Annotated in this window: 20 protein-coding genes, 4 tRNA genes and 1 rRNA gene; 14 read left to right on the top strand and 11 right to left on the bottom strand. The window is 39.2% G+C overall.

Annotated elements, in window-relative coordinates; translation table 11 throughout:
• Nucleotides 1–49 precede the first annotated feature (49 nt).
• Genes ABIM45_06900 through ABIM45_06890 form a run of 3 tightly spaced genes read left to right on the top strand, consistent with a single transcriptional unit; the run spans nt 50 to nt 5,095 of the window.
• Nucleotides 50–3,196, top strand: a complete 3,147-nt coding sequence (locus tag ABIM45_06900; protein ID MEO0239626.1) for a right-handed parallel beta-helix repeat-containing protein — start codon at nt 50–52, stop codon at nt 3,194–3,196.
• A gap of 42 nt (nt 3,197–3,238) precedes the next feature.
• On the top strand, nt 3,239–4,012 hold the full coding sequence (locus ABIM45_06895) for a hypothetical protein (protein ID MEO0239625.1): 774 nt from the start codon (nt 3,239–3,241) through the stop codon (nt 4,010–4,012).
• Nucleotides 4,013–4,021: 9 nt separating this feature from the next.
• Nucleotides 4,022–5,095: an LptF/LptG family permease gene (locus tag ABIM45_06890; GenBank protein MEO0239624.1), complete on the top strand. Its 1,074-nt coding sequence runs from the start codon at nt 4,022–4,024 to the stop codon at nt 5,093–5,095.
• Here ABIM45_06890 and lpxK read toward each other — a convergent pair.
• On the bottom strand, nt 5,090–6,049 hold the full coding sequence (gene lpxK / locus ABIM45_06885) for a tetraacyldisaccharide 4'-kinase (protein MEO0239623.1): 960 nt from the start codon (nt 6,047–6,049) through the stop codon (nt 5,090–5,092). The two genes, ABIM45_06890 and lpxK, sit on opposite strands and share 6 nt — an antisense overlap.
• A gap of 176 nt (nt 6,050–6,225) precedes the next feature.
• On the opposite strand from lpxK, the gene ABIM45_06880 reads away from it, so the two are divergent.
• Together ABIM45_06880 and ABIM45_06875 are read left to right on the top strand one after the other, a co-directional pair.
• Nucleotides 6,226–6,735 (top strand): RNA polymerase sigma factor, encoded by a 510-nt coding sequence (locus ABIM45_06880; protein ID MEO0239622.1) that lies wholly within the window; start codon nt 6,226–6,228, stop codon nt 6,733–6,735.
• On the top strand, nt 6,725–7,180 hold the full coding sequence (locus tag ABIM45_06875) for a hypothetical protein (GenBank protein ID MEO0239621.1): 456 nt from the start codon (nt 6,725–6,727) through the stop codon (nt 7,178–7,180). Before ABIM45_06880 ends, ABIM45_06875 begins: the two co-directional genes overlap by 11 nt.
• Here the strand turns inward: ABIM45_06875 and tgt are convergent.
• From tgt to ABIM45_06850, 5 genes are read right to left on the bottom strand one after another with little or no spacing between them, the layout of a single operon-like run.
• Nucleotides 7,154–8,290, bottom strand: a complete 1,137-nt coding sequence (gene tgt, locus ABIM45_06870; GenBank protein MEO0239620.1) for a tRNA guanosine(34) transglycosylase Tgt — start codon at nt 8,288–8,290, stop codon at nt 7,154–7,156. The two genes, ABIM45_06875 and tgt, sit on opposite strands and share 27 nt — an antisense overlap.
• A complete protein-coding gene (locus tag ABIM45_06865; GenBank protein ID MEO0239619.1) occupies nt 8,265–8,501 on the bottom strand; it encodes a hypothetical protein in 237 nt (78 codons plus the stop codon). Before ABIM45_06865 ends, tgt begins: the two co-directional genes overlap by 26 nt.
• The gene (locus ABIM45_06860) at nt 8,482–9,693 is read right to left on the bottom strand and encodes a peptidyl-prolyl cis-trans isomerase (GenBank protein MEO0239618.1); all 1,212 of its coding nucleotides are present in this window, start codon (nt 9,691–9,693) and stop codon (nt 8,482–8,484) included. The genes ABIM45_06865 and ABIM45_06860 overlap by 20 nt, the downstream gene beginning before the upstream one ends.
• 17 nt (nt 9,694–9,710) lie before the next feature.
• Complete coding sequence (locus ABIM45_06855) at nt 9,711–10,286, bottom strand: hypothetical protein (GenBank protein ID MEO0239617.1); 576 nt, start codon at nt 10,284–10,286, stop codon at nt 9,711–9,713.
• Entirely contained in the window at nt 10,277–11,206 is a 930-nt protein-coding gene (locus ABIM45_06850) for a hypothetical protein (protein MEO0239616.1), read from the bottom strand. Before ABIM45_06850 ends, ABIM45_06855 begins: the two co-directional genes overlap by 10 nt.
• Nucleotides 11,207–11,264: 58 nt before the next feature.
• Here ABIM45_06850 and ABIM45_06845 point away from each other — a divergent pair, with 58 nt between their 5' ends.
• Nucleotides 11,265–11,753: a TlpA disulfide reductase family protein gene (locus ABIM45_06845; protein MEO0239615.1), complete on the top strand. Its 489-nt coding sequence runs from the start codon at nt 11,265–11,267 to the stop codon at nt 11,751–11,753.
• The gene (gene dxr / locus ABIM45_06840; GenBank protein ID MEO0239614.1) at nt 11,740–12,882 is read left to right on the top strand and encodes a 1-deoxy-D-xylulose-5-phosphate reductoisomerase; all 1,143 of its coding nucleotides are present in this window, start codon (nt 11,740–11,742) and stop codon (nt 12,880–12,882) included. The genes ABIM45_06845 and dxr overlap by 14 nt, the downstream gene beginning before the upstream one ends.
• 2 nt (nt 12,883–12,884) lie before the next feature.
• Here the strand turns inward: dxr and ABIM45_06835 are convergent.
• A tRNA-Ala gene (locus ABIM45_06835) sits at nt 12,885–12,957 on the bottom strand.
• A gap of 289 nt (nt 12,958–13,246) precedes the next feature.
• Here ABIM45_06835 and ABIM45_06830 point away from each other — a divergent pair.
• The 6 genes from ABIM45_06830 (at nt 13,247) to ABIM45_06805 (ending at nt 22,030) form a co-directional block, all read left to right on the top strand.
• On the top strand, nt 13,247–13,882 hold the full coding sequence (locus ABIM45_06830; GenBank protein MEO0239613.1) for a peroxiredoxin: 636 nt from the start codon (nt 13,247–13,249) through the stop codon (nt 13,880–13,882).
• Nucleotides 13,883–14,448: 566 nt separating this feature from the next.
• Nucleotides 14,449–15,747 carry a radical SAM protein gene (locus tag ABIM45_06825; GenBank protein ID MEO0239612.1) on the top strand — a complete coding sequence of 433 codons (1,299 nt, stop codon included), beginning with the start codon at nt 14,449–14,451 and terminating at the stop codon, nt 15,745–15,747.
• Nucleotides 15,734–17,350 (top strand): ABC transporter ATP-binding protein, encoded by a 1,617-nt coding sequence (locus ABIM45_06820; protein ID MEO0239611.1) that lies wholly within the window; start codon nt 15,734–15,736, stop codon nt 17,348–17,350. Before ABIM45_06825 ends, ABIM45_06820 begins: the two co-directional genes overlap by 14 nt.
• A gap of 11 nt (nt 17,351–17,361) precedes the next feature.
• A complete protein-coding gene (locus tag ABIM45_06815) occupies nt 17,362–19,320 on the top strand; it encodes a hypothetical protein (GenBank protein MEO0239610.1) in 1,959 nt (652 codons plus the stop codon).
• A 9-nt stretch (nt 19,321–19,329) separates the two neighbouring features.
• On the top strand, nt 19,330–19,455 hold the full coding sequence (locus ABIM45_06810; GenBank protein ID MEO0239609.1) for a hypothetical protein: 126 nt from the start codon (nt 19,330–19,332) through the stop codon (nt 19,453–19,455).
• A gap of 586 nt (nt 19,456–20,041) precedes the next feature.
• On the top strand, nt 20,042–22,030 hold the full coding sequence (locus tag ABIM45_06805) for a hypothetical protein (protein ID MEO0239608.1): 1,989 nt from the start codon (nt 20,042–20,044) through the stop codon (nt 22,028–22,030).
• A gap of 290 nt (nt 22,031–22,320) precedes the next feature.
• On the opposite strand, the gene ABIM45_06800 is transcribed toward ABIM45_06805, so the two are convergent.
• The 4 genes from ABIM45_06800 to ABIM45_06785 all read right to left on the bottom strand — a co-directional run bounded on the left by ABIM45_06800 (nt 22,321) and on the right by ABIM45_06785 (nt 23,880).
• Nucleotides 22,321–22,396, bottom strand: a tRNA-His gene (locus tag ABIM45_06800).
• Between the two features lie 6 nt (nt 22,397–22,402).
• Nucleotides 22,403–22,476 (bottom strand) — tRNA-Arg (locus ABIM45_06795).
• 7 nt (nt 22,477–22,483) lie between these two features.
• A tRNA-Pro gene (locus ABIM45_06790) sits at nt 22,484–22,558 on the bottom strand.
• 152 nt (nt 22,559–22,710) lie between these two features.
• Complete coding sequence (locus ABIM45_06785) at nt 22,711–23,880, bottom strand: hypothetical protein (protein ID MEO0239607.1); 1,170 nt, start codon at nt 23,878–23,880, stop codon at nt 22,711–22,713.
• Between the two features lie 145 nt (nt 23,881–24,025).
• Here ABIM45_06785 and ABIM45_06780 point away from each other — a divergent pair.
• A 16S ribosomal RNA gene (locus ABIM45_06780) occupies nt 24,026–24,150 on the top strand; the annotation flags it as partial.

The following is a 24,150-nucleotide window of genomic DNA, read 5'->3' as shown; positions in this document are numbered from 1 at the left end:
AATAGCATTTGTTTAAACAATATAATATTTAGACAAAGGGAGGCAAATAATGGATTTGTATTTTGACATCCTTCTGGAACTTTATAAGGCCCATGGTGAATTAATATTTGAAAATCCATCGCTCATAAAGGAGGAAATGTCAGGGTATTCTAACGTTGAACGGTCGAGGGTTTATGCCTTATCTTCAGCCATAGAAGAGAAGGTTCCCGTTACGCTTAGAGATTCGGGTTCCTTAACGGAAGAAGACTTGAACTTGATAGGTAAGGGGTTTGCAGAGGGTACGGGAATAAAAGAAGAGCTCGCTGTATGGGCCGTTAATACCCTCTACAGGCTGATAAGGGTGATAGAAGAGGATCCATCTTTAAGAAGAATGAAAAGAAAGGCGCGGCTGCAGGAAGGCCATCATGTAGAAGTAAAAGAAGGATTGGCGAAGGCTACCGTTATAAAGGGCGGTGCTACAAGTATTTACACTTATGACGGCTCTATTTCCTTTGCGGACTTCTTAGAAACATATCTTGAAGAAGGCGATGAGTTGGCAATAGAAATATCCGGTGATGTTGAGATTGAAAGGCCTATTACCGTACAGGGTAAAAAATTGATTTTCAGCGGACTTCAACAAGCCACAGTCTATTCAGAAATTTTGCCTGCCTTTGAAGTAGTTAAGTCAGAACTAATCCTAGAGAATCTGAGTTTTAAGTATACTAAGGAACCAGAAAGAACAATAGGTCTTATATATGCCGTTGAGAGCTCTTTGGAGCTAAGTAAGGTAGAAATTCATGGTGCGGGGTTAAAGGTCCAAACGTCTAAAGTACTTGTATCCAAATCAAAACTAACTGGCTGCAAGTACATTGGGATTCATGCGGAGAATTCCGAATTAAGATTGCAAAATTCCGACTTTCAAGAAAATGGAATTGACATTTTTAGTCCTCAGATGCGTTTTAAAGGGTGTAGGGTATTGCTGAAAAATTGCAAGATAGACAAAGGAAATGGTTCAGGCATATGGGCGGACAATTCAGAATTAAACATTGATAAGGTCGTGATAAGCGGGAATTACTATTATGGAATCTTTATCGATGCCGGCGGTTTCTTACAGATGAGTAACAGCAGGCTTGTAGAGAATGGAAATAGTGAAGATAATTATCCTCAATTGAAGCTGGTTTCTTCTAAAGCCAACCTGAAAAACTGCAGGGTACTAAATGGGATTAATAATTCCGGTATTTCCATTGAGGATAAGTCCTCCTTAGAGTGTGAAGATTTGAAGGTTACTGGCCATTACTACAATGGAATTGAGGTAAAAGACGATTCTGAGATCCTTCTCAGGAACGGCGAAATTGCAAGGAATGGAAATGAAGATGAGGATAATCCACAAATGGTTTTTATATCATCGAGGGGTTATCTGAAAAATTTGAAGATTCATGGTGGTATTAATAATAGCGGTGTGGTTCTGGATGAGGGTTCAAGGGTTGAACTTATTAGCTCTCAAATTTACAGGCATTTCTTTAATGCACTTACCTTGAAGTCCGCTTCGGAAGCACTCCTTTCCGATTGTGCCATTTACCACAACGGAAATGAAAATTTTCACGCTCCTCAGATCTGGGCCTCTTCAGCTGTTCTAAAGGTTGAAAATTCTAATATTTATGATGGAGTTAAAAACGACGGTATATATATACGAAATTCCAATGTTACCTTTGAGAACGTTTCAATACATAACCATTTCAGAAGGGCTCTATTCGCAGAAGCAAATTCTAACGTGGTTGTGAAAAATTCCAGGATTTATTCCAATAACAAGGGTTCGGAGGGTGAAGCACAGATTGAGGTCAGATCAACGGTTTTAAAGCTCAGTGATTCGGAAATTGATGGTTCGGTTAATGCAGCGGGTGTTTATGCAACCGATATTTCCGTTGTAGAAATCAATAAGTCGAGGATCAGTGGCAACTATTCCTTGGGAGTATGGTTCAGTTCCAATACCAGTTTTAACGTAAGCGATTGCTACATTTCCGAGAACCTCGGAAAAGATGGGATGTTCCCACAAATTCTTATTACTTCAAGCCGCGGGAAATTTGAAAGGACAACGGTGACCAATGGCTCGAGAGTTTCAGGAATGGTTATAGAAAGGTCATTTGTGCAGATGGTTGAATGCAGTGTGACTAAAAATGAAAATTTTGGAATCTATGTACTATCTAATTCTATAGCTGATTTGAAAGCTTGCGAGGTTGCCAACAACGGGCAAGAAAATAAGGATTTTGCCCAGATCAAAGTAGAAAATTCTAAGCTAATATTAAACTCCTCTAAGGTTACTTCTGGCATTAACAATACCGGCATTTCTATTGTAGAATTCTCTTACGCTGAGATGGAAAACACCGTTGTTTCGCAAAATCCACATCATGGAATCGAGGTTTATTACAATTCAGAGTTAAGATTTTTGGGTGGCGAAATATCAAACAACGGAAGTGACAATGAAAGTTACGCACAGGTCTGGATAGGGTCTTCCTATGCAATTATAAAGGATTCTATAATTCACGATGGGAAGGAGAATATAGGTATTGGGATATTGAAATCCTACGTTGAGCTTGAGAATTGTAAGATATTTGGTCACAGGGACGAGGGAATCAACCTTGCCTGGTATTCGGGCATCAAGATTAAAGAATGTCAAATTTATTCGAATGCGATGAATTCCAGTGCAGCGCAATTGTCCGTTACTTCATCGAATTGTCTAACAAGGGGGTGTGAAATATACGAAAGTGTATCGGGGGATGGCGTGAAGGCTGATGACGGAGCGGTTGTTGAGTTGGATAATACGAAAATTTACAGGAACAAGGCTTATGGAATAATTGCGAAGGACGGCTCTGAAGTGAAGATTTCCGGCTGTGAAATTACGGAGAATAACGAAGTTCACAAGAATGGTTTCCAGATAGTTTTAGAAAATTCTCGGGGTATTATCAAGAATTCCAAAATTTCCAAAGGAATAAATGGTGGGGGCATAAAACTTTCTCATTCCTATCTTGTCGAAATTTATCATTCGGTAATTTCAGAACATAAAGGCGCTGGAATTGAAGTCGCTGATAACATCTCAAGATTAAAGATTGTGGGTGTGAGTACCTTTAAAAACGAAAAAGGCGGATTGGTTTACAAGAATCCATATAAGGTGTCTACAATTGATTCTAACTTTGAGGACGGCGCGTTCCGAAAAAGTTGATTTAATTTTGCAAAAAGATACCGTTTAATTTAAAATTTTCCTATGATGAACATAGCGATATTAATAGTCAGTTACTTAAGTGGAGTGTCAGCTCAGACTTATGCCCTTGGTGGGCTTTATAACCCTTCTTCTATTAGGTCTGATGCTGTGTTTATAAACCCCTCTATGATTCCTGACTCTAAATTTTCTGGCGTTCTTGGTGTTAGACAGAATTACTTTGCTTCGGAATTAACCGATTTTCATCTTTCTGCTTCTACGAAAATCTCAAGGGTTGGCTTAGCGCTGGGCGTCCTGAAAAGCGGGATAAAAGACGTCTACTCAGATTATACATTCCTTGTAGGAGCTGGATTTAAACAAAGGAATTGGGGTATAGGAGTTAACTCTCGTGTCAAATATCTGAAAAATATCGAGGATAACATTACAACATCTTCTTTTTCATTAGATTATGGCTTATTTGCTAAAGTCAGTATCTTCAAACTTTCTTTGATGCATCTTAACGTCCTTAGATCCTCCTTAGGTTTTTATGAGAGGAGTGAAAAGTCTTCCGATGAGCTTTTGTTTTTCACTTCCTTCAATTTGCCTGAGCCTGTCACCTGGATGATGGGAATTGAACGAACGCCGGAGAAAACTACTTACAGATTGGGTTCTGAACTGTGGTTTACGGAAGGTTTTGGTCTTAGAGTTGCGGTTTTAGAGAGAGAAATTCGTTTAGGGCTTTCTTTAAAGACTGATACCTATGGAGTTGATTTTTCCTTCGGTTCTTCAAGGGAACTCGGTACAACCTATGTGATTTCGACCTCATACACCATCAAATAGCTGTTTTTAATGAAAAAAATTGACAAGTATTATTTTGAAGAACTATTAAGGTATTTTATTGTCTTTTTAGTTGCTTCTGTTGCCATTTTTATTATCGTAAATTTTTTTGAGCGGTTGGGGTATTTCATTGCCAATAAAGCAAGGGTTACCGATATTTTAAAGTTTTATTTTTTCCAGATCCCCTTTCTTTTAAACTTAATGGCCCCTTTCACTTTTTTAATCGCTTCTTTCTTCCTTTTCCAGCAAAGTGCTTATAAGAATGAACTCTTGCTCGTGAGAATTTCAGGTATCGACCTTCGTCTCCTCATTTTGAAGACTTTGCTTCTTTCTTTTGTGCTATCGATTTTAGTTTTTTTAAACGGAGAGTTTTTTGCCTTTCCGGGTCTCCAAAACTCTACGAGGGTTAGAAAGGCAAACATAGAGAAGAGTGAGTACTTTTTCTATTATCCGGTGGTTTCTGATTTTAGTTTTATGAGCAATGATACATTGTTTTACTTTTCAAGACTAAGCGGTAGGGAGAGAAAGGGACTTGGCGTTATTATTATGGTATTGAATAAAAACGAGCCAGTGGTAAGGATAGACGCCGATTCTTGCCTGATTATTGAAAGGACTTATGAACTTTTTAACGTAAAAGAGAGGTACATCAGGCCCGAAAAGGATTCTATTGTGTCCTTTCAGAGAAAAGTCTTGACCTGCGGAGTATCTCCCTTTGAGGTCATAAGAAAGAAAACAGAAATTGAAGAGATGAGTGCGCGGCAACTTTTAAAACTTGTCTCCTATAAGAAGAGAATGAGATTACCCTATAAAGAAGAAATGGTCGAACTTCTTTACAGGTTCTCTTTTCCTTTGACAGTGTTCATTTTTGCCTTCTTTTCATTACCTTTGGCTATATCGATAAAGGCAAGGGGTAAGACCTATTCTTTTGGCCTGGCTTTAATAGTTTCCTTTTTTTTCTGGGCTTTGATACAGTTTTTCAAGGTATCTGGACAAGCGGGTAAGATGAATGAATTTATTGCTGCTTTTTTCCCTCTGATTCTGTGCACGGGTATGGGTATTGTACCCTGGGTGAAGATGAAGTTATAATAGCTTTAAAAGCTCCTCTTCCTTTTCGATTTTTACCTGAATCTCGAGGGCAAGCAGATTTTTAAAAGATGGATATTTAATGAGATCTTTTTCAGTTGTAATTACGTAATCGAATTCTTTGAGGAGAGTTCTTAGTTTTGGCATCGGATAAGTATAATGGTCCCTAACGGTTACAACTTTCTTAGGGGTAATCCCTAATTTTTCTATAGTATTAACAAAACTTTCTGGATCGGCAATTCCTGAAAGTAGTGCTACATCAAAGCCCTTGAGGGCGTTTGGTGACATTTGTTGCCCTTCGAAGTTGAAGAATCTTAAAGGTTCGTATTTCATTATGAAGATCGGTTTCTTATATGTTTCCAGAAATTGGAGTGCTTTGTGGTCTAAGATTTCGGATTTGATATTAAGAATAAGTATGTCGGCTCTTTTCAGTGCTGAAAATTCTTCTCTTAAATTCCCTTTGGGGAGAAGAGAGTCACCTTTAAGTATGGTATTTTGGGTAATACAAACGACGTCCACATCCCGTTCCAAAGAAAGGTGTTGGAATCCGTCATCAAGAAGCAGAATTTCCGCGCCTAACTGCTTTATCGCAATTTGTCCAGTTTCATAACGATTCTTCCCAATGATTATCGGAATCCTTCCTTTTAACTTTTTCCACATAAGGTAGGGCTCGTCTCCAACTTCCTCCCATCCTGTTAAAGGGGAATCCTCTTTCAATATGTAGATGCCTTTGCCTTTTCTTTTGTATCCTCTCGTAAGTATCGCAACTTTTTTCAAGGTTGAAAGTTTTTGCGCTAAATGAAGGGTGAGTGGGGTTTTCCCTGAGCCCCCTGTAGTTATGTTGCCAATGGAGATGACATGGGCAGGTAACACGTCCTGCACCCTTATCACATCTTCGTAAATATACCACAGTTGCAGACCTACTTTATACAACCCAGCCAAAATTGACTTTATCATGGTTTGAAAATTATATTTTTTTTCTTACAAATTTTCAAGATTTGGTATCAAAGGCAGAACTTGGTTTGAGAGCCATTAGCAACCTTTTTATTTGTTTTAGTGATCGTGTTTTCTTGATTGGCATGATTTGTTTTATAATGTGAACACTTTTAAAATTTTTTGCGTCAAATTAAAAAATGGCAATTAGGTTTGATGATGTGTATAACGAATATAAGGAGATGGTTTTTAACTATGTCTTTTGGAGAATCAATGATTATGATGAAGCTGTTGACCTTACCCAGGAAATTTTCATCAAGATTTATAAAAATCTCGGTAAGTTTAAAGGTGAAAGCTCTATGAAAACGTGGGTAATGAGCATAGCAATTAATCATCTAAATGACTTTTTTAGAAAAAAGAAGAAGTTTAATCCTGTTTATTTTGAGGAGATCGCAAGCGAGGATGATTACGATGATCCTGGTCCTATTGAAGAAATGGATTTAGAGGATACAATTAAAGTTGAAAGGGCTTTGCAAAAGCTAAAGGATTGGGAAAGGGAAATATTAACCCTTTACTACATGGAAGGCTTTCAGTATGAGGAAATTTCGAAGCTATTAAACATACCCTTAGGGACTGTAAAGTCCCGGCTGAATAGTGCAAAAAAGAGTTTAAAAAAGGTTTTAACGGGGGGTGTTACGCATGGGAAATGAGGTTGAAGTCTTTCAAAGAATAAGAAAATCTCCCCCTCCGCAGCTCGATGTTAAAGTTAAGAGGGGTATAAGAAAATTGAAGTTTCAAAGGTATGCAGGCATTTTTAGTTTGGTTTTTGTTTTTGCCTTTACCCTTGGCGCCTCTTTAAGGATATTTCTTTCTCTTAATAAGGAGATTCCACAGATAATTACAGTAACGATGAGGGAAAATTTGAAAGATAAAATATACCCAGGTGTTGCACCACTGAAAGTTGAAGTTGAACCTGTAAGTGTTTATTCTTATAAGGTTTATTTGAACGGCGATGTTTACAGGGAAGGTTACACTTCAGGAGATATCGACGATTCGATTGTAATCAACGACCCTGTTAACTATGTTAACCTTGAGATTGTTGACCTAATCAACGGCGGAGAGAAAGAGTTATCCTGGTTTGTCTATAATTTCTGAACTGTACTTTTTCAAAAATTCTTCTTTAAAGTCGAGAAGGTAATCTCCTCTAATTGCTTCCCTGATTTTTTTCATAAGGCCTATAAAGAAGTACAGTGAGTGGTAGGTTGCGAGTCTTGGTCCAAGGATTTCGCCTGCATTGAAAAGGTGTCTGATGTACGCTCTGGTAAAGTTTTTACATGTATAGCAATCACAATCGGGATCCAGTGGCGAAAAATCTTCTTTATAAGTTGCATTTCGGATTGTTAACTCGCCGGTGGAGGTAAAGACGGTTCCAGTTCGAGCATTTCTTGTAGGTAAGACACAATCGAAGAGGTCGACGCCCATCATTACTGCTGAGAGGATATCTTCAGGGTATCCTACCCCCATTAAATACCTTACTTTATCTTCAGGTAAATGGGGTGATATCTTTTCGAGTACCTTTTCTCGTTCTACTTTTGGTTCCCCAAGGGCTAATCCTCCAATGGCATAGCCATCAAAGGGCATCTCCGAAAGAATTTTTGTATGTTCAATTCTTAAATCTTCGTATGTACCTCCTTGAATTATCCCAAAGAGACTTACCTCTTCGTAGGATGAGTTCCGATATTTGATTGCCCTCTCAGCCCATTTTGTAGTTAGATCCATATGAAATTTTGCCTCTTTATAGGTTGAAGGATAAGGAGTTGGCCAGTCTAAGATCATTGCTATGTCTGAGCCGAGTTTAGCTTGTATTTCAACCACCTTCTCAGGTGTAAAGGTGATAAGGGAACCATCAATATGTGACTTAAAAACCACCTTGTCCTCTTCGAGTTTTCTCAAATCTGCCAGACTATAAATCTGGTAACCACCGGAATCAGTTAAAATTGCACCTTTAAAGCCCATGAACTTGTGGAGTCCACCCGCTTTCTGGATTAGTTCCTCACCTGGCCTTATGTGGAGGTGATAGGTATTGGAGACGATGATTTGAACCCCGATTTCTTCTAAATCTCTTGGTGACATCGTCTTCACGGTCCCCTGGGTTGCAACGGGCATAAAATTGGGTAATTCAACGGTCCCCTGGGGAGTGTGGAGCAATCCAAGCCTTGCGCCTGTGTGTTTTTCTTTCTTAATCAGTTCGTAGCGAACTCTCACTTATTCTCCTCACCCTTTTACCGTGTTCCGTAAAATGGATTTCAATTTTGTCACCTACAAAAAGCAATTTGAATCCCTCTAAACCTTCTATTTCTTTGTAGGTAAAACGAATGCGTTCTTCCGCACCCTCTACTTTTGCGATACCGGAGCCAAGGCTTTCATTAAAGTAGATTACTGTTGCTTTGACAATCCTATTCTTGTTTTGCTTCATTCACGATCTTTACATTGTACTTTTGCCACAAGCTATCGATGAGGCTGTCCCATGCCTTTTTGGTCTTCTCCGCCTGGATATTCCGCCTGATTTCGTCTTTTACTTCGCCCAAATCTCTATAAGACGCTTTTTTAGGCTCTTCCTCGACTCTGATTACAGCATATTTATTTTCCTTTTCTAATTTAATTGGCTTGCTTATTTCACCCTTTTTCATCTTTAAGACAGCAGTTACTAACTCCTGAGGTTTGCCGTTTTCCGGCACATCCTTCTTTAATCCCGATGTAGCTTTGAGCTGTTCGTCAGTATTGTACTTGTTAAACACCGAGTCGAAGTCAATGCCTTTTTTGAGAAGTCTATAGACCGTGTCGGCGGTTTCCTTAGAATTTACAATAATTGCCCTGAAGGTAACCGATGCGGGAATTCTGTACTTTGAATCTTTATTTTTCTCGTAATATTCCTTAATTTCCTTTTCGTCTACCGAAATGTTCTGGGAAATATTCTGATAAAGTGCCCTGATTAGAGCCTGTTCACGGGCCCTCTTCATTTCTTCTTGATAGGAAGAGGAGAGGTACATTTTTCTATTTTCTGCTTCTTTTACCAGGAGATGTTTCTGGATGAGATTCTTAAGAAGTTTTTGCTTCCCTTCTTCTGTTTCATATTGGGATCTTGCGAAGGGGGGGATGTTTTCAAGTTCCCTTTCCAGTTCGAGTCTTGTAATAGGCTCATCACCGATAAAGGCTACATACTCTTTGAAGTTCTTTCTGAAAACTCTCTCAACGCCATCTAAGGCATCGGGGAGGTATTTGCTCTTCTGAAATCTAACGGCGACGGTTTGATATGCCTCGGCTGCGTTCTGATAATCGCCAAGCTTCTCGTAAGCGAGGCCGAGTCTATAAAACACCTCGTCCATTTTTCTATAAGCGTCAGTGAAATCTTTCCTTGCTGCCTGAAGGTATTTAATGGCTGAGTCTGGCCTTTCGAACTTGTCCAGTTCTATGTCCGCAATGTTGAGGTAAACTTCAAATTTTTTGTTCTTATCCAGTTCCTTTGAGTTTAAAACCTCTTTATAAATGGATAGAGCATTTTCGAAATCTTTCCTTTCTTCAAGGACTTTGGCCTGTTGTAGCTTTTCACTGACGGATTGGGCATATAGCATTGAGACAAAAATTGATAAAGCTATAAGCTTCTTCATACCTACTCCTCCTTTTGTTAGCCGAAAATCTTTGCCAGTAAATAAATTATAAAGGTCCCTAAAAATTCTGCGTAAAAATTATCATCGGGGGGTGGGTTTATGTATTCTATAATAGAAACAACAATACTTGTAGTCAACTTGACAATCAATGGAAGGCCAGAATTTACTATGAAAGCAACGATTGTTGCGGAAATCAAAAAGGTGAGGAGATGATGATGGTCTTTGTTGTTTTTTCTAAAAACTATAAAGGTTATAATAGGTGTTATTCCATCAACAAGGATTGAGATAAGAGAAGCGTAGTAAAAATACTTGAATTCGAAAATGGCGTAGCTCAATGTCATCGAGATAATTAAAAAGGATGCCCCTGTGAGTTTTCCTTTTTTTTCGTCTTCTTTTAACAAAGGCGAGAAAATTTTCAGAAAGAAGCTTTTAAAAGAAGGTATTTGGTTTCTTGCAATTTCCAGTAACATTGCAATGGTGCTCAGAGAAAGCATTAAAATGAGGCCAACGTGTTTATCATTGTTCGTGTGAAGATATTTTAGAAATAATAGAAGGAAAATCGTCGAAAGATGGAGTACTTTTCTTAGAAGCATATTCCTGCTCCTATTTTGTGAGTGGTATTTAGTTCGGGATTGGGGGAAAGGGAATAGTCAATGGCAAACTTTTTCCATTTTAAACCTGCACCGGCGCTTAGGTATCCCCTGTAGAATCCAAATCTCACCGCGAAGTTTTCTACTGGTCTATATTCTGCGCCGAACTTAAAGTCCATACTTAATTTTCCTATATTTATTATTGCGCCAGGATAGGGACCATCGGTGAAAAAATCAGCCTCCATACTCCAGTTCAGGTTGTTAGAAGTTTTTGTCAAGCCCAAACCAAAGGAAGGATTTGCAAGTTCCAGAGTTTTTCCTTTAAAAACAGAGAAAAATACATCCCTTGCGCTTATCCCTATGGTTAAATCTTTCAAAAGGATTGTATAACCGAGGTCAACCCCAGCGCCGTTTTCCACGTAGTTGAAAAAGGTTTCACGGAATAGTTTGACTGCTGTTCCGAAGTACGAGTTTTTGTTGATTTGTTGCCCCGTTATCCAGGTGATGAGGTAAAACCTATAAACGTGTGCCCCCGAAACATCTATGTTACCCTCTACTACGCCCAGATTTTCATCTCTCAACCTCGTTACCTCGATAGGGTCTGAGTGTAGATAAAATATGTTGAATCCATTTTTGTATGAACCAATTCCTACATCGAGTTTGAGGCTCAGGTTTTCTGATGCTATCAATCCGTTAAAAATTTCAAAATGGGAAAAGTAGATTCCCGAATTTGTGAGATTAACTAAGGATGGATTTAGCAACATCGCACCAAGGGATTGGGGGGTTGAGACGCCAGAGTTTCCCTCAGCCGCCGATGCAGGGTCCCTGAGTAGTAGGAAGATTTCGCCCCTATACTTCTGAGCTGTAAGTAATCCAGCATTTAAAAAATAACAGATAAAAAATAGCTTTAAAAGCTTTTGCAATTTCTCTAATCCCCATTAAAATTATAAAACAACTTTTTAACACTTCAAAGGAGGCAGTATGAAATTTAGGGGCATTGGAGTGATCCTTCTCTTGGCTGGAATTCTTGCAGCTCAGCAGAAAAAGTTAGCGCCTGATTTTACTGTCACCACCATTGACGGTAGTAAAGTCACATTGTCAGAGTTAAAGGGTAAAGTTGTAATCCTCGATTTTTGGGCTACCTGGTGCCCACCGTGTAGACAGGAAATTCCGGGGTATGTGGAATTAAAGAAGAAATATGGAAAGAAGATTGAGATAATTGGTATTTCCGTTGATAGAAGTGTGGATCCGGTTAAAGAATTTTACAAGAAAAATAAAATAAATTACCCTGTTGCTATGGCGACGAGAGATATATTGGAAAGCTATAACTCTATTTATCGGCTTCAATACATACCAACCACTTTTATCATAGACAGAGACGGTTACATTAGTGATATTAAAGTAGGGTTTGCTTCAAAGAGTGAGTTCGAGAAGTCCATTCTGAAGCTTCTATCTGATGAAAAGAAGTAGAATAGCCCTCTTTGGGGCCACGGGTAGTATAGGGCACAACACCCTAAGAGTTATATCTAAGTTTAGAGACAAGTTTGAACTTGTGGCCTTTTCGGTCCATGAAAATTTAAATGGATACTTCTGGATAATAAATGAGTTTAGCCCTAAAGTCGCTGTAATAACGGGAGATTTAAAAGTTCAGTCTCCCCCAGTAACGACTCTATATGGCAAGGAAGGGTTAATAGAGGTTTCAGAACGGGATGATGTGGACATTATTGTCGTTGCCACAGCAGGGAATGTAGGCGTTTATCCAACCATTCATGGGTTAAAAAGTGGGAAAAGAGTTGCTTTAGCGAACAAAGAAACCCTTGTTTCTTTTGGAAAAATTGTTAAAGAAACCTGGCTTAGTTCCAGTGGTGAACTGATTCCTATTGATTCGGAACATTCCGCTTTGTTTCAACTTTTTGAAAAGTATAAAAAGGATGTGGATGAGTTGATCTTAACTGCTTCTGGTGGACCCTTCAGGACCTTTACTCGGGAGGAAATGAGAAGGGTAACCATTGATGATGTGTTAGACCACCCAGTCTGGACAATGGGAAAAAAGATTACGGTGGATTCAGCGACTCTTATGAACAAAGGATTGGAGGTCATAGAAGCTTATTGGCTTTTTGATGTACCTCCTCAAAGGATAAAAGTGCTAATACACCCTCAAGCCATTGTCCATGGTATGTTAAAGTTACGAGATGGCGCCTTTATAGCCCATATGTCTTATCCTGATATGAGGATACCCATTCAGTATGCCCTTACTTATCCAGAGAGATGGGAATGCGATTTCGTATCCCTTGACCTCACTAAGATTGGTGAACTGGAATTTTATAAACCTGATTTTAAAAGGTTCCCACTTTTAGAACTGGCATATGAAATGCTAATGGCCGGCGGCGTTATGCCTTGTGTAATGAATGCAGCGAATGATGTAGCTGTTGGAGCCTTTTTGAAAGGATACATTGGTTTTTTAGATATAGAAAAAGTGGTCATGAAAACCTGTGATAGCTTTAGTAATGTTCAAGATGTAAGCCTTGAAGTTCTCGAAGAATACGATAAAAACGCAAGAGAAAAAGCCAAGGAAATTGTAAAGTCCATAAAAAATTAAACTGGAGATGAGGGGATTCGAACCCCTGACCCCCGGCTTGCAAAGCCGATGCTCTCCCAGCTGAGCTACATCCCCAGCTTGTATATTATTATAGTGGAAAGGGGTCGAAATTTCACGTGGTATATCTTAGAGGCATCGAATTTCTTCATTGGCAAGGCTCAATTAAACTTAAATATAGATAAATTGACCTTTGAGGCGAACTTTAACGCGGGAAAAAGCAATAGTTTTTAGATTGTTAATTCATTGAATTATTCCCGTAAATTATGCAAGTTATTCTTTCTAAAAGGTAACCCCTTGACAAAACGAGCGGGTAGGAATAAAATTTAAATGATTACAAAGTTGTATTTAAAACAAGGAGGTTAAAATGGGGCTGCCACTCTTAGGTGAAAAGGTGCCATCATTCACCGCAAAAACAACCCATGGGGAAATAAAATTCCCCGAAGACTATAAAGGCAAATGGGTCGTGCTCTTCAGCCATCCTGCTGATTTCACACCCGTATGTACCACAGAATTTGTTGCCTTCCAGAAAAGGTATGATGAATTCAAAAATCTCAACACTGAGCTAATTGGACTCTCCATAGATCAGGTTTTCTCTCACATCAAATGGGTTGAATGGATAAAAGAGAAACTCGGCGTTGAAATAAAATTCCCTATAATAGCTGATGATAGAGGTCAGATTGCAGAGCTCTTAGGGATGATTCATCCTTCTAAGGGGACAAATACTGTAAGAGCCGTGTTTATAATCGACCCGAACGGTGTCCTCCGCGCAATGCTTTACTACCCACAGGAACTGGGAAGGAATATGGATGAAATACTGAGGATGGTGAAGGCTTTACAGATTTCTGATAAGAATGGCGTAGCAATGCCAGCAAACTGGCCAAATAATGAACTGGTTGGTGATGAGGTTATAGTGCCACCAGCATCCGATGTTGAAACAGCAGCAAAGAGGCTCAAAGAGTATACCTGTTACGATTGGTGGTTCTGCCACAAGAAACTGTGATTCTGCAGGCTGCCCTTCTTTGATGGGGCGACCGTAAGGTCGCCCCATTTTTTATAGGAAAATTTGCGTAAACCATTGAAAATTTTTGCGCAATATAATTATTAGAAGTCTAATAACTTACATCCTCGTTTTACAAGTGTGAATTTTTTTTCACACCTTTAAAGATTGTTCAAATTTTCATTCCCTTAAATTACAATAACTTACAGTTTTGCCTTCCTTTGGCATACCCTTTGCAATTATTAGGGTATGCCGGAAGGGAGGGTAGCCAAAAAAAACAAGGGAGGTAAAGATGAGGTACATAAATAGAGAAGATACACTCCAAAAAAGTATCATAGATTTTCTCTGTGGGTGCTTTCTGACCCGTTGTGATGAAAGGGCGCCAAAGAATCAGGAGCAACAGTAGGAGGTGAAAAATGAAGGTAATTAACAACAATGTACAAAATTCGAACCTTATAATACCTATAATCCCACCCATTTGCGGGTGCTTTTTGGTTCAATGTAGAAAAGATGAAGTTTAGTTTTTAGCATAAAACTCCTCCCTTCCGGTCTATAAAAGGGAGGTGGAAATGGGATACCATAAAAATTTTTATAACGTTGAAATTCAGCATGAAGATGGACTTTTGCTTTACAACATTTTGACCAAAAACTTTGTTTTACTGGAAAGAGAATATGAGGAGTTTTACAAAAAATTTCCTGAAGTCGACGACGAGAAGAAGTTACAAGAATTCCTTGACGCTGGTTTTATCGTTGATAATAAATTTGACGAAAAGGGTTACTATTTGAGGAATTTCTTCATGAGCAGGTATTACTCTCGAAAGCTTCTTTTCACTGTTGTTCCTACTACTGCCTGTAATTTTGCCTGTTACTATTGTTTTGAGTCTGGAATCAAGACTGTGAAAATTACGCAGGAGCTCAAAGGAAAGATTTTTAAATTTATCAAAGAGAGGATTGAGCTTTTTAAACCTGAAGAGGTTTCTCTCTCTTTTTATGGCGGTGAGCCTCTCCTTTTTAAAGATGAACTCCTTGAATTTGCCAGATTTTTTAAAAGTTTGAGTGAAGATTTTGGTTTTAAATTTTCTTCAGATGTTGTTACAAATGGTTATCTCTTCGATGTAGAAACGGCAAGAGAGCTCATAGAAGAGGCCTCTTTGAAATCCGCTCAGATTACCCTCGATGGACCTCCCGAAATTCATGATAAAAGGCGATTTTTAAAGAATGGCAACGGAACTTTTGATAGGGTCTTTGAGAATGTGAAGAATGTTATTGAAGCCTTTCACCAGTTTGTCGTTAGAATTCGGGTAAATGTTGACAAACTAAACATAGACTACATTGAAGAGCTTTTAAAGCTCCTTGCGTCTATTAAAAAGGATAATTTAGAGGTCTATTTTTCACCCGTCACAGGCGAAAAGGACAAGATGGATTCCAGTGAGAATCTATTTACCGATGAGGAATACGGCAAAGTTTATGCTGAGAAGATTGTTCCATTGCTTTATAAATACGGTTTTCCCTACGAAGTTTATCCGGAACTTTCCTACGTTTTTTGCGCAGGTATTACACCCTTTCATTATTTGATAGATGGCGACGGGACCATCAAAAAATGCTTTGATCTCGTAGGAAGGGATAAGGAATCTGTGGGAAATGTGGATAATTACAGGGAGGATTCCAGGAGTGTCCTTAAGTGGGAAAATTTGAAAATCTTAGACAAAGAGTGTTATAACTGCAAGTTTCTCCCCATATGTGGAGGAGGTTGTCCCCTTTACAAGTTAAGAACGGGTAAGAACCGCTGTGAGATGTGGAGGTACAACCTTGAAAACTTGCTAAAAACTATCTACGATTTGAAGGAGCACAGTCTTGCAATGGGATAATTTTAAACTTTTTGTAAAGTATTTTAAAAAATACACCCTTTCCCAGGGGAGTTTGTTTGCCCTTTCTCTTCTCCTGTTGTTGATTGGAACCTTATTACAACTGCCTGTGCCTCTAATTTTCAAAGAAATCATAGACCGCGTTATACCCTCGAGAAATCTTGGCCTCGTAGGATTGTATTCAATTTTGATTGCCGTTGTTGTTATTCTGAGGGAAATTACGCTTTACTTTTCGAAGGTAATTGACCAAAAGTTGAGGAATGGAATCTACAAAATGCTGGTTTCTGAACTACTTAATGTTTACTATTCCTTGCCCTACAAAACAATAAAGAGTAAAGACTCTGGTTACTTCTATTCAAGGGTCTTTAATGAACCCGCTGAACTTGAGGAAAGCCTTACCACAACGATGACCTTCGCTATTAAGATTTTCCTGATCTTTGCTTTTGGCCTTATCGTCTGCCTTAAACTTTCCTGGAAACTTACACTTTTTGTGTTGGTGCTATCATCTGTCTTCTATCTTTTAAATGTGATTTTTGGAAACGCTATTCGGGGTTATTCTGTGAAGTTTCAAGAGTACAAAGCCCGTTTTGGGGAAACTGCCGTTGAGCTGCTGAAGGGTTTTAAGCTCATAAATTTCATGGGGCTTTTAGAGAAAGTTAAAGGGCTTTTGGCACCTAAGATGAGGGATTATTTAGGATTGAGATTGAAAAGGACAGAAGTGAGTGGAATGTACTCAGGATTTTACGGTATTTTGAGCGACTTTCTTCCTGTTGGAGTTTTTTTGCTTGGTGCCATTGAAATAGTTAGAGGTCATCTTACCGTTGGTGGATTGGTAGCCTTTATGGAGCTTATGAGGTATGTTTCCTCTCCCATTGATAGCCTTTCTGAAATTTTTATCGAAATTCAAACTACTGTGGGTATCATAGAAAGGGTTGAAGAGTTTAAGGGAATGGAAGGAAAAAGAGGGGGAAAAAGCTTGGAAGGAGAACTGGAAACCATTTCCCTTGAGGCAATTGCCGTAAAGTTTGAAGATGAAGAAGTTATCTCGAATTTTGCCTTTGAATTTAAAAAGGGTAAAAAATATGCCATAATTGGTCCTAATGGTTCAGGAAAATCTACCTTGCTTGAAGTGATTACGGGAATATTGGAACCTGATGAAGGGGATATAAAAATCAATGGAAAATACGATTTAAAAGAGTTGGATAAGTTTGAGTATTTCCAAAGATTCGCTGTTTCCTTTTATCCACCAATGCTTTTGCCCTCCCTGAAGGATAATTTGGATCTTATCGCAAGGGACGGGCTTGTGGAAATAGCTAAAAATGAAGTTTTAAAGGGAAGAGACGATCTAAAGTTTAGCCAGCTTTCAGCGGGGGAAAAGCAGAAACTCTCATTACTTATCGCTTTATCGAGGGGTAAAAGGGATTTTATTTTACTTGATGAACCCCTTGCCAATCTCGATGATGATTCAAAGGAGTTTTATTGGAGGTTGATAAAGGAATATTCAGAAGGCAAGGGGTTGATTGTCGCGTTACCGTCCCAGGAGGTGGACTTAAGTGGCTTTGAGGTTATAAAGTTAGAGAAACCATCATACATAAACCAAACATAAAGGAGGTCTTTATGATTTTGTTAATGCTAATCGCAAAACTCATCATAGAACCCATCTATACACCAACGGTGGAAGAGTTTGTCTCAAGGGCATCTCTTCCAGAACCTGATAAAAGGCTTTACCAAGTATACCCCAATTTAGATAGTTTTCCCGCTGAATCAACTTTCTTCAACGTGGGAATTATTGGGGGTAACACCTTTGCAATTTACTTTAAAAACTTCCAAAAGACAAAGATTTCCTCAACGGTAAAAAAGGATGACCAGGAAGACATTATGGCCGACGACTATGTCCTTGTTTTTCTTGACGCAGCTGGAAATGGAAATACCGCTTATGGTTTCCAGGTTAACCCTTCGGGTACTAAGAGGGATTTTATCCTTTCTGAAGGTGGAGATAATGTGGAAGAATGGGATGGTAAATGGGAGGCCAGGGCTCAGATTACCAATTATGGTTATGATGTTTTGATTTTAATACCCCTTTCTGGCATTTCTTATACCAAAAACCAATGGGGTATCAAGTTGGGGAGATTTATCGCTGGAGCTGGGGAGTTCCAGTTTTCTAACACTGAAGGCTCTTTCCAATCTCTTTCCCATATGCATAGGATAAATATAAACTTTGAAAATCTACAGGCAGAATCCAACTACGGGAGTGCCCTTCAACTGAAGTCGGGCTTCTATGTGAGGGGTTGGTCGCAGAGGCAGGATTCTTTGAATTTTAACCGCATGGCTTTCGGCGGTGCTTTCAGATTCAAAAAGGGGGCTTCGACCCTTTTTGATATTGTGTTGAAGCCAGATTTTTCTGAAATTGAAGCGGATGTTAAGGAGATTTCTCTTAGAAGAAGGCCCATTTATTATCCAGAAAAAAGAGAAGTCTTTATGGAAGGGAGAGACCTCTACTCTTTACCTTACCAGCTTGTTTGGACAAGGGCTTTTGAGGACATCAAATTCGCAGCCAAGTTTTACACAAAGACGGAAAAGGTCAATGGAATTGTCTTTCTTTTGAACGATGAAAATTACGATACCCTTTCCTTTGGAAAGGTTAACTTCTCACCTGTGCGTGGATTTAATGTGGGGACCTTTTATGTATGGAGTCCCTCTTCTTATTCCTTGGCTTCCCTTGATTTTGGTGGTATTGTAATGCCTAAGTTGGGGTTTGGCTTTCAATCCCAGGTTTCTCGCAGGTTTGATGAAAAATCAAACTTATATTATGTAAGGTTCTACAGAAGAAGTGAATTTAAGGGGTTGGAGGCTTCAGCCTCCTTCTTGCAGATTGATCAGAATTTCATAATGCCTTTCAGCCCGATTGATTTTGAAAATATAAGAGAATATTCCTTTGACTGTGGTTATGGAATTCCCCTTGGTAAGGCATCCTTTGTTAAGCCCCGGTTTTCCTTCGATGAGTTAAGGGACCTTTCCAATGACAGCCTAATAGAGAGATTTTTAAATGCAAATTTAGATGGTGCTAAGGGTCCCTTTGGAGTGAGCTTGAGCTATATGAGGGATAAATTGAACTACCTCACTTTTATTCCGGATGAAGACAGGTATTTTAGCTTTGGTGGGATTTCCTTATCTTATTCCCCAGCCAGTTATAACAATGTAGGAATTTCCTTTATGAAGGGGAAATATCTTAGTGAAAACAGCGATAATGTGACCTTTAAGGTCAAGGTTTCGCCCTTCAATCTCTTAAATCTTGGCGTGAATTTCCAGAGTTTAAAATATGGTCAGGGGAAAAGCTCAATATTCCAGCTCTTCGGTTTAGTGCCTGTTTTAAAGGATAGGTTTATCCTGAAGCCTTACATTGAACATAATGATGACGGACAAAACCAGACCCTCTATCTCAAAAATGTCGGCTACATCTATTTGACGGATTATCTCTCGATCCTCTTCCTTGGTGATGCAGTATGGAGAAAGGATGGCGGAAGTTATGAGATGACAAGCAGAAGCTTTTCTGTTAAATTAAAGCTGGAGTTTTAGGGGGTGTTTATGAAGTGGATCAACAAAACAAAGGATAATATAAAGGAAGCGCTCCGTGCATGGGGCAAAAAGTATTGCGGATGCTTCCTCGTAAAATGTAAGAAAGAAAAACCCGAAGGGAGTAGTAATAAATAAGCTGAAGATTATTGAAGTAGCCTTTTAACCCTTTGTTTCCTTTTCTGTGCCAGCGTCCCAAAGGGACGCTGGCACAGGGGGAACAGGGAGAAATTTATTTTCTTACACCCAAGGGGTTTGCATTTATCGAGATCACAAGTTTTATAAACTGGTAAAGTTTTGCAATTGTGTAACTTTTGATAAGCAGTTTTAATAATCGTTCGAATTACCTAATGTAGAAGATCTTTGGAGTTTAAATTTAAGAGGCATTACCTCTGAATTTTGAGACGTTAATGGTTGGGAGGCGATGGTTGGCTTTGTATGTGCAAGCAGTGCTAAATAGTTGTAAGATTTGGATTAGACATAGTTAAGCGACTATTCCACCGGTTTATGAATTTTTACTTTTGCAATAAATTGGGAGTGAAATTTTGTTTGTTCTATTTGGGATTGTGGATAACTTGAATAGTATTTACCTCCGCCCCTGCGAAAGAACCGGAAGGCGACTCTCTTTTTTCTTCCTCGCTTTTTGTGAGGATCCATTCCAGTATATTTAAAACTTTTGAATTTTATCATTGGCTGTTATAATTTTAGTAAACAAGAGGGAAGAATGAAAAAGTTAATGGCAGTATTGTTAATAATTGTGAGTTTTGCCCATGCGCACAGAAAGAATGTGCTAATAGAGAATTTCACCGCAACTTGGTGTCCATACTGTCCCTATGTAGCCCAGGCAATAACGCAGTTAGAATCTATTTATGGTGAATCACTTACAGTGATAAAGTATCATCCCAGTACCTCGGACCCCTTTTATCATTCTTATTCTGTTACAAGGGCCTCTTATTACAATGTTCCTGGTTATCCTACCACTGTTGTCTCCGGTAACAAAGCCATTGTCGGCGGGTGGGATGGAGTTTTTACACCTTTAGATAATTACGTCCGTCAGAGCTTTCAAGAGGTTGCTCCGTGTTCCATTAAGGTCGAAATTTTGAGTTTCAACCCAAATACCCTCGTTGCTAACGCGCGAGTAAAAGTTTTCATGACCTCCGATAATTCCATTCCAATCCCTTCTCAACTTAAGCTAAGGGTGGCTATCCTTGAGGATTCCATCTTTTACAACTGGCAAAATATGAACATATTGAGGTACGTAGTAAGAGGGATGTGGCCTAATGCTTCGGGTACGAGCTTAGCCCTTGGGCGTGGAGACTCGGCAATCTTCAACTTCTCTTTCTCTATTCCCCAACTAATAAGGGCACCATACTACTATGTTGCTGCCTTTGTTCAACAGGATTCGATATATCAAATACCTGATTATCTTGGCTCTTATACACTGAATGCAGGGAATGTTTTGCAATCCGGTAAAGCCCGGGTAACCGTGAATTTCGGTTATTTACAGGCCATGTTTAGAGGTATTTCGGATGCGAATAATAACAGACGATTTGAAAGAAACGAGAATGGCATTATAAATCTTGCATTAACCAGTGTGGCGCCTTTCTCCGATGCCCATAACGTAGTGTTAAGAATTAGATCCCTTAGTCAATACCTGAGCCTTTTAGATACAATGTTTAACTATTCGGTTATTCCGGTTAATGATACCGTTGAAGTGCCGGTACAGGTTCAAGTTGGTGACTTCGATAATCCACAGTATGCAAAATTGGTACTGGATTATTCCTGGGATGGCATTCTTTCGAGAGTTGATACGATTCAGATAAAGATAGGCGTCGATACCATCCTTGTATGGGATGGGAGTTACGATAATAGTCTCAAAAATTACCTGAAGCCTTTCATAGATTCTCTTAATTTTGCCTACGAATGGTTCTCAGAAGCTGACAGTGGTAAACCTTATCTGTATAACGACTACAGGACAATTTTTTACGTTTCAGGTCAAAGGCTGCCGGATAACACCGATGCCAACCTGTTTATAAGTGCGATCAACAATGGCAAAAACCTTATAATTTCAGGTCAAAATATTGCTGAAAGTTTCGACACCCTTAATCCGTCTTTCCTGAGGGATTATTTGGGCGTGACTTTCGTTGCCGCTAATACAGGTGATAGAAAACTCAAGGGAACAGGAACTGTTTTCAGCACAAATGACTCAGTGGTTATTGGCGGTGCTGGTGCCTATTCAAACCAAACTTCAAAGGATGTGATGGAGGTTGTTGCAGGTTTAGGGTCCCTTCCCATCCTTTATTACAGGGCGTTGACCGGCTCTGATGCAGATTCGGTAGCAGGTGTTTACAGGGTTCATCCATCGGGAAGCAAGATCATCTTCCTTGGATTTGGCGTTGAAGGTGTTGGAACCTCTGGAACCTATATGACCAAGAAAAACTTTTTAGCAACCCTATTTGGTATAAACAGTAGCGTAGGGGAACAATTTGGCCCGTCTAAATTTAATACTCTTTTTGTGAAAAGAGGAGAGTTGTTGAAGTTTGATGACAACTTGAGTGAGGTGCGTTTTTATAGTGCTGATGGTAGATTGATGGATAAGGTAAAAGTCCACAATGGAGTAATGGATCTATCCGAATTAAAAAGCGGTGTTTACTATTTGATTTACAAGAGTGACAAAGGATATAATAAGAAAAGGGTCGTGATAATTGAGTAGTGTTTAAAGGCTGAAGGTTTAACGGGAGATTTTGGGGAAGGTTCAAGCTCAATTAATTTAAGGAGTTTTCTGTTTAGGGGTTTTAGAACTATATTATAACGGGTTGAGCCATCGAGGGGTGGGACAATTTTTACGTTCCAATCCCGTATTGGAACTATATTATAACTAATTGAACTGCTTCAGAAGAACTCTGCATGGAAATCTATAAGCATTTTGGAGCACTATTACAGCGGATTGACTCCAAAAAGTTACAAAAGGATGCTACACATAAAGTTTTCCGATTTTTAAAATGGGGTGAGCGAGGGGACTCGAACCCCCAACCACCAGATCCACAGTCTGGCGCTCTGCCAATTGAGCTACGCTCACCATATTTGCGCCCGGAGGGACTTGAACCCCCAACCAGCGGATTAGAAATCCGCTGCTCTATCCTGTTGAGCTACGGGCGCTCCCCAATCGGGGCGAGTGGACTCGAACCACCGACCTCCTGCTCCCAAGGCAGGCGCGCTAACCAACCTGCGCTACGCCCCGTAGTTGGTAATTATAAAATTTGACCTATGTACAATCAAGCAAAGGGTAATCCAAATTCAGGTCATAATGCTACTAAAATCATTTCCTTAGAGAACTTTCTAAATTAGATTTCAGGTCTGCCATATTCTACGGTGGCTTAGAAAGCAGGAATCTTAGTATATTTCTTCATCTTGATTGGGCTTAAAGAAGCTCTCGTAATCAATCTCTGTCTTTGGGAATTTTATCGGGATTCCAAGCATTTGAAAAATTTCCTGTGTTTTATTGCATAAAACGCGCTCAATAAGCAATGAATTCCAGAAATTTTCTCCCTCGTAAAGGAATTGCCCTGATTCACCCACGGTCTCACGATCTATTAAATTATGCCTTTCCTTGAGGAGTTTTGCTAATTTGTTTCTTAATAGTTCAACTTGCCTTCCCTCTGTGGTGTTAGATGTCTCAATTCCCAAAACATAAAGAGGGGTTAAGGCCTCTATTATGCCATAAATGACTGTTTTCTCACCTTCCTTTGATAGAAATTTTCCAAAAGAGGCCAGTACGTTGAATAGAATATTCACTAAATCTGTTATCATTTCGATAATTTCTACATTTGCTCGTTCTTTTAGGTCTTTATATTGCATTATTCCTGCCGATAGATTTACCATGGGTTCACTCAGATTTCTAATTATCTGTCTTTTCTTTTCGATGGGAATTAAATTCTTGCCAAGAAGTTCTATGGTATTGGTGAGTTTTAAGAATCCTTCGAAAATTTTGAGCAAAGCTTCGTCTAAATTTGTGAGCTTTGTATTGTCTCGGTAATATTTTATTGCCTTGAGCAGCTTGTCTCTCCACGAGTATTTCTCTATTAGTGAGTCAGACAATCTTTCAAATTCATCGCCAATTTTGGCTTTCAGCTTGTTTTTATCAATGTTTAAGCTTATCGCTACATAGGTGGTAGGCGTGTTAAATAGATGGGTGACGAGATTTAAAAGCCTTGTGTATCTTGCTTCAATGCCTCTTGGATTTTTCTTATAAACTAAGGAAAGTAATAGCTTTTCGTTTGAGAAATCTACGGATATTCCCTTCTGTTCGAGGTAGCTAAAGTATTCGTTGCTGAGCGGTTTCATAATTCTTTCCATTTCCATAGGTTCAAAATCATCAAGGTTCAATCCGGTTAACTCGGTGTAGCTTTCCTTGAGCTGGAGTAAGTGATCCCTTATTTCCTGGAGCGTTAGTAGGTTGTAAAAAAAGATTTTCAATTTATTGGAATTAGGATAACTGGTTTTTGATATCGTATTTGCGAGCTCGATTAAATCCCGTCTAACATCGGCTCCGATTTCCTTCATAGTACTTATATTATAAAGGGACTTGACAGTCTATTCCCCTTATATTATATTTATAACACTAACAAACGTTGTAGTGTTCTTTGTCAACCAGGTGAGTAGCAGGTTAGAGTTGGTACGAGTATAGGATCGAACCTTTACATAGTTTCCTATGGAGGGTTTGATCCTGGCTCAGGGCTAACGCTGGCGGCGTGTCTTAGCCATGCAAGTCGAGCGGGCCTGTGGGGCAACCTGCAGGTCAGCGGCGGACGGCGGAGTAACACGTAGCTAACC

The sequence above is a fragment of the candidate division WOR-3 bacterium genome (assembly GCA_039803545.1).
Lineage (GTDB): Bacteria > Hydrothermota > Hydrothermia > UBA1063 > UBA1063 > UBA1063.
This window is presented reverse-complemented; position numbering and strand designations above follow the sequence as displayed.

Excerpts from the sequence above, each read along its gene's own strand:
- ABIM45_06785 (MEO0239607.1), bottom strand. The coding sequence starts at position 23,880 with ATGAAGGAAATCGGAGCCGATGTTAGACGGGATTTAATCGAGCTCGCA.
- dxr (MEO0239614.1), top strand. The coding sequence starts at position 11,740 with ATGAAAAGAAGTAGAATAGCCCTCTTTGGGGCCACGGGTAGTATAGGG.
- ABIM45_06805 (MEO0239608.1), top strand. The coding sequence starts at position 20,042 with ATGAAAAAGTTAATGGCAGTATTGTTAATAATTGTGAGTTTTGCCCAT.
- ABIM45_06860 (MEO0239618.1), bottom strand. The coding sequence starts at position 9,693 with ATGAAGAAGCTTATAGCTTTATCAATTTTTGTCTCAATGCTATATGCC.
- ABIM45_06890 (MEO0239624.1), top strand. The coding sequence starts at position 4,022 with ATGAAAAAAATTGACAAGTATTATTTTGAAGAACTATTAAGGTATTTT.
- ABIM45_06855 (MEO0239617.1), bottom strand. The coding sequence starts at position 10,286 with ATGCTTCTAAGAAAAGTACTCCATCTTTCGACGATTTTCCTTCTATTA.
- ABIM45_06810 (MEO0239609.1), top strand. The coding sequence starts at position 19,330 with ATGAAGTGGATCAACAAAACAAAGGATAATATAAAGGAAGCGCTCCGT.
- ABIM45_06815 (MEO0239610.1), top strand. The coding sequence starts at position 17,362 with ATGATTTTGTTAATGCTAATCGCAAAACTCATCATAGAACCCATCTAT.
- ABIM45_06825 (MEO0239612.1), top strand. The coding sequence starts at position 14,449 with ATGGGATACCATAAAAATTTTTATAACGTTGAAATTCAGCATGAAGAT.
- ABIM45_06880 (MEO0239622.1), top strand. The coding sequence starts at position 6,226 with ATGGCAATTAGGTTTGATGATGTGTATAACGAATATAAGGAGATGGTT.
- ABIM45_06895 (MEO0239625.1), top strand. The coding sequence starts at position 3,239 with ATGATGAACATAGCGATATTAATAGTCAGTTACTTAAGTGGAGTGTCA.
- lpxK (MEO0239623.1), bottom strand. The coding sequence starts at position 6,049 with ATGATAAAGTCAATTTTGGCTGGGTTGTATAAAGTAGGTCTGCAACTG.
- ABIM45_06865 (MEO0239619.1), bottom strand. The coding sequence starts at position 8,501 with ATGAAGCAAAACAAGAATAGGATTGTCAAAGCAACAGTAATCTACTTT.
- ABIM45_06830 (MEO0239613.1), top strand. The coding sequence starts at position 13,247 with ATGGGGCTGCCACTCTTAGGTGAAAAGGTGCCATCATTCACCGCAAAA.
- ABIM45_06875 (MEO0239621.1), top strand. The coding sequence starts at position 6,725 with ATGGGAAATGAGGTTGAAGTCTTTCAAAGAATAAGAAAATCTCCCCCT.
- ABIM45_06900 (MEO0239626.1), top strand. The coding sequence starts at position 50 with ATGGATTTGTATTTTGACATCCTTCTGGAACTTTATAAGGCCCATGGT.
- ABIM45_06845 (MEO0239615.1), top strand. The coding sequence starts at position 11,265 with ATGAAATTTAGGGGCATTGGAGTGATCCTTCTCTTGGCTGGAATTCTT.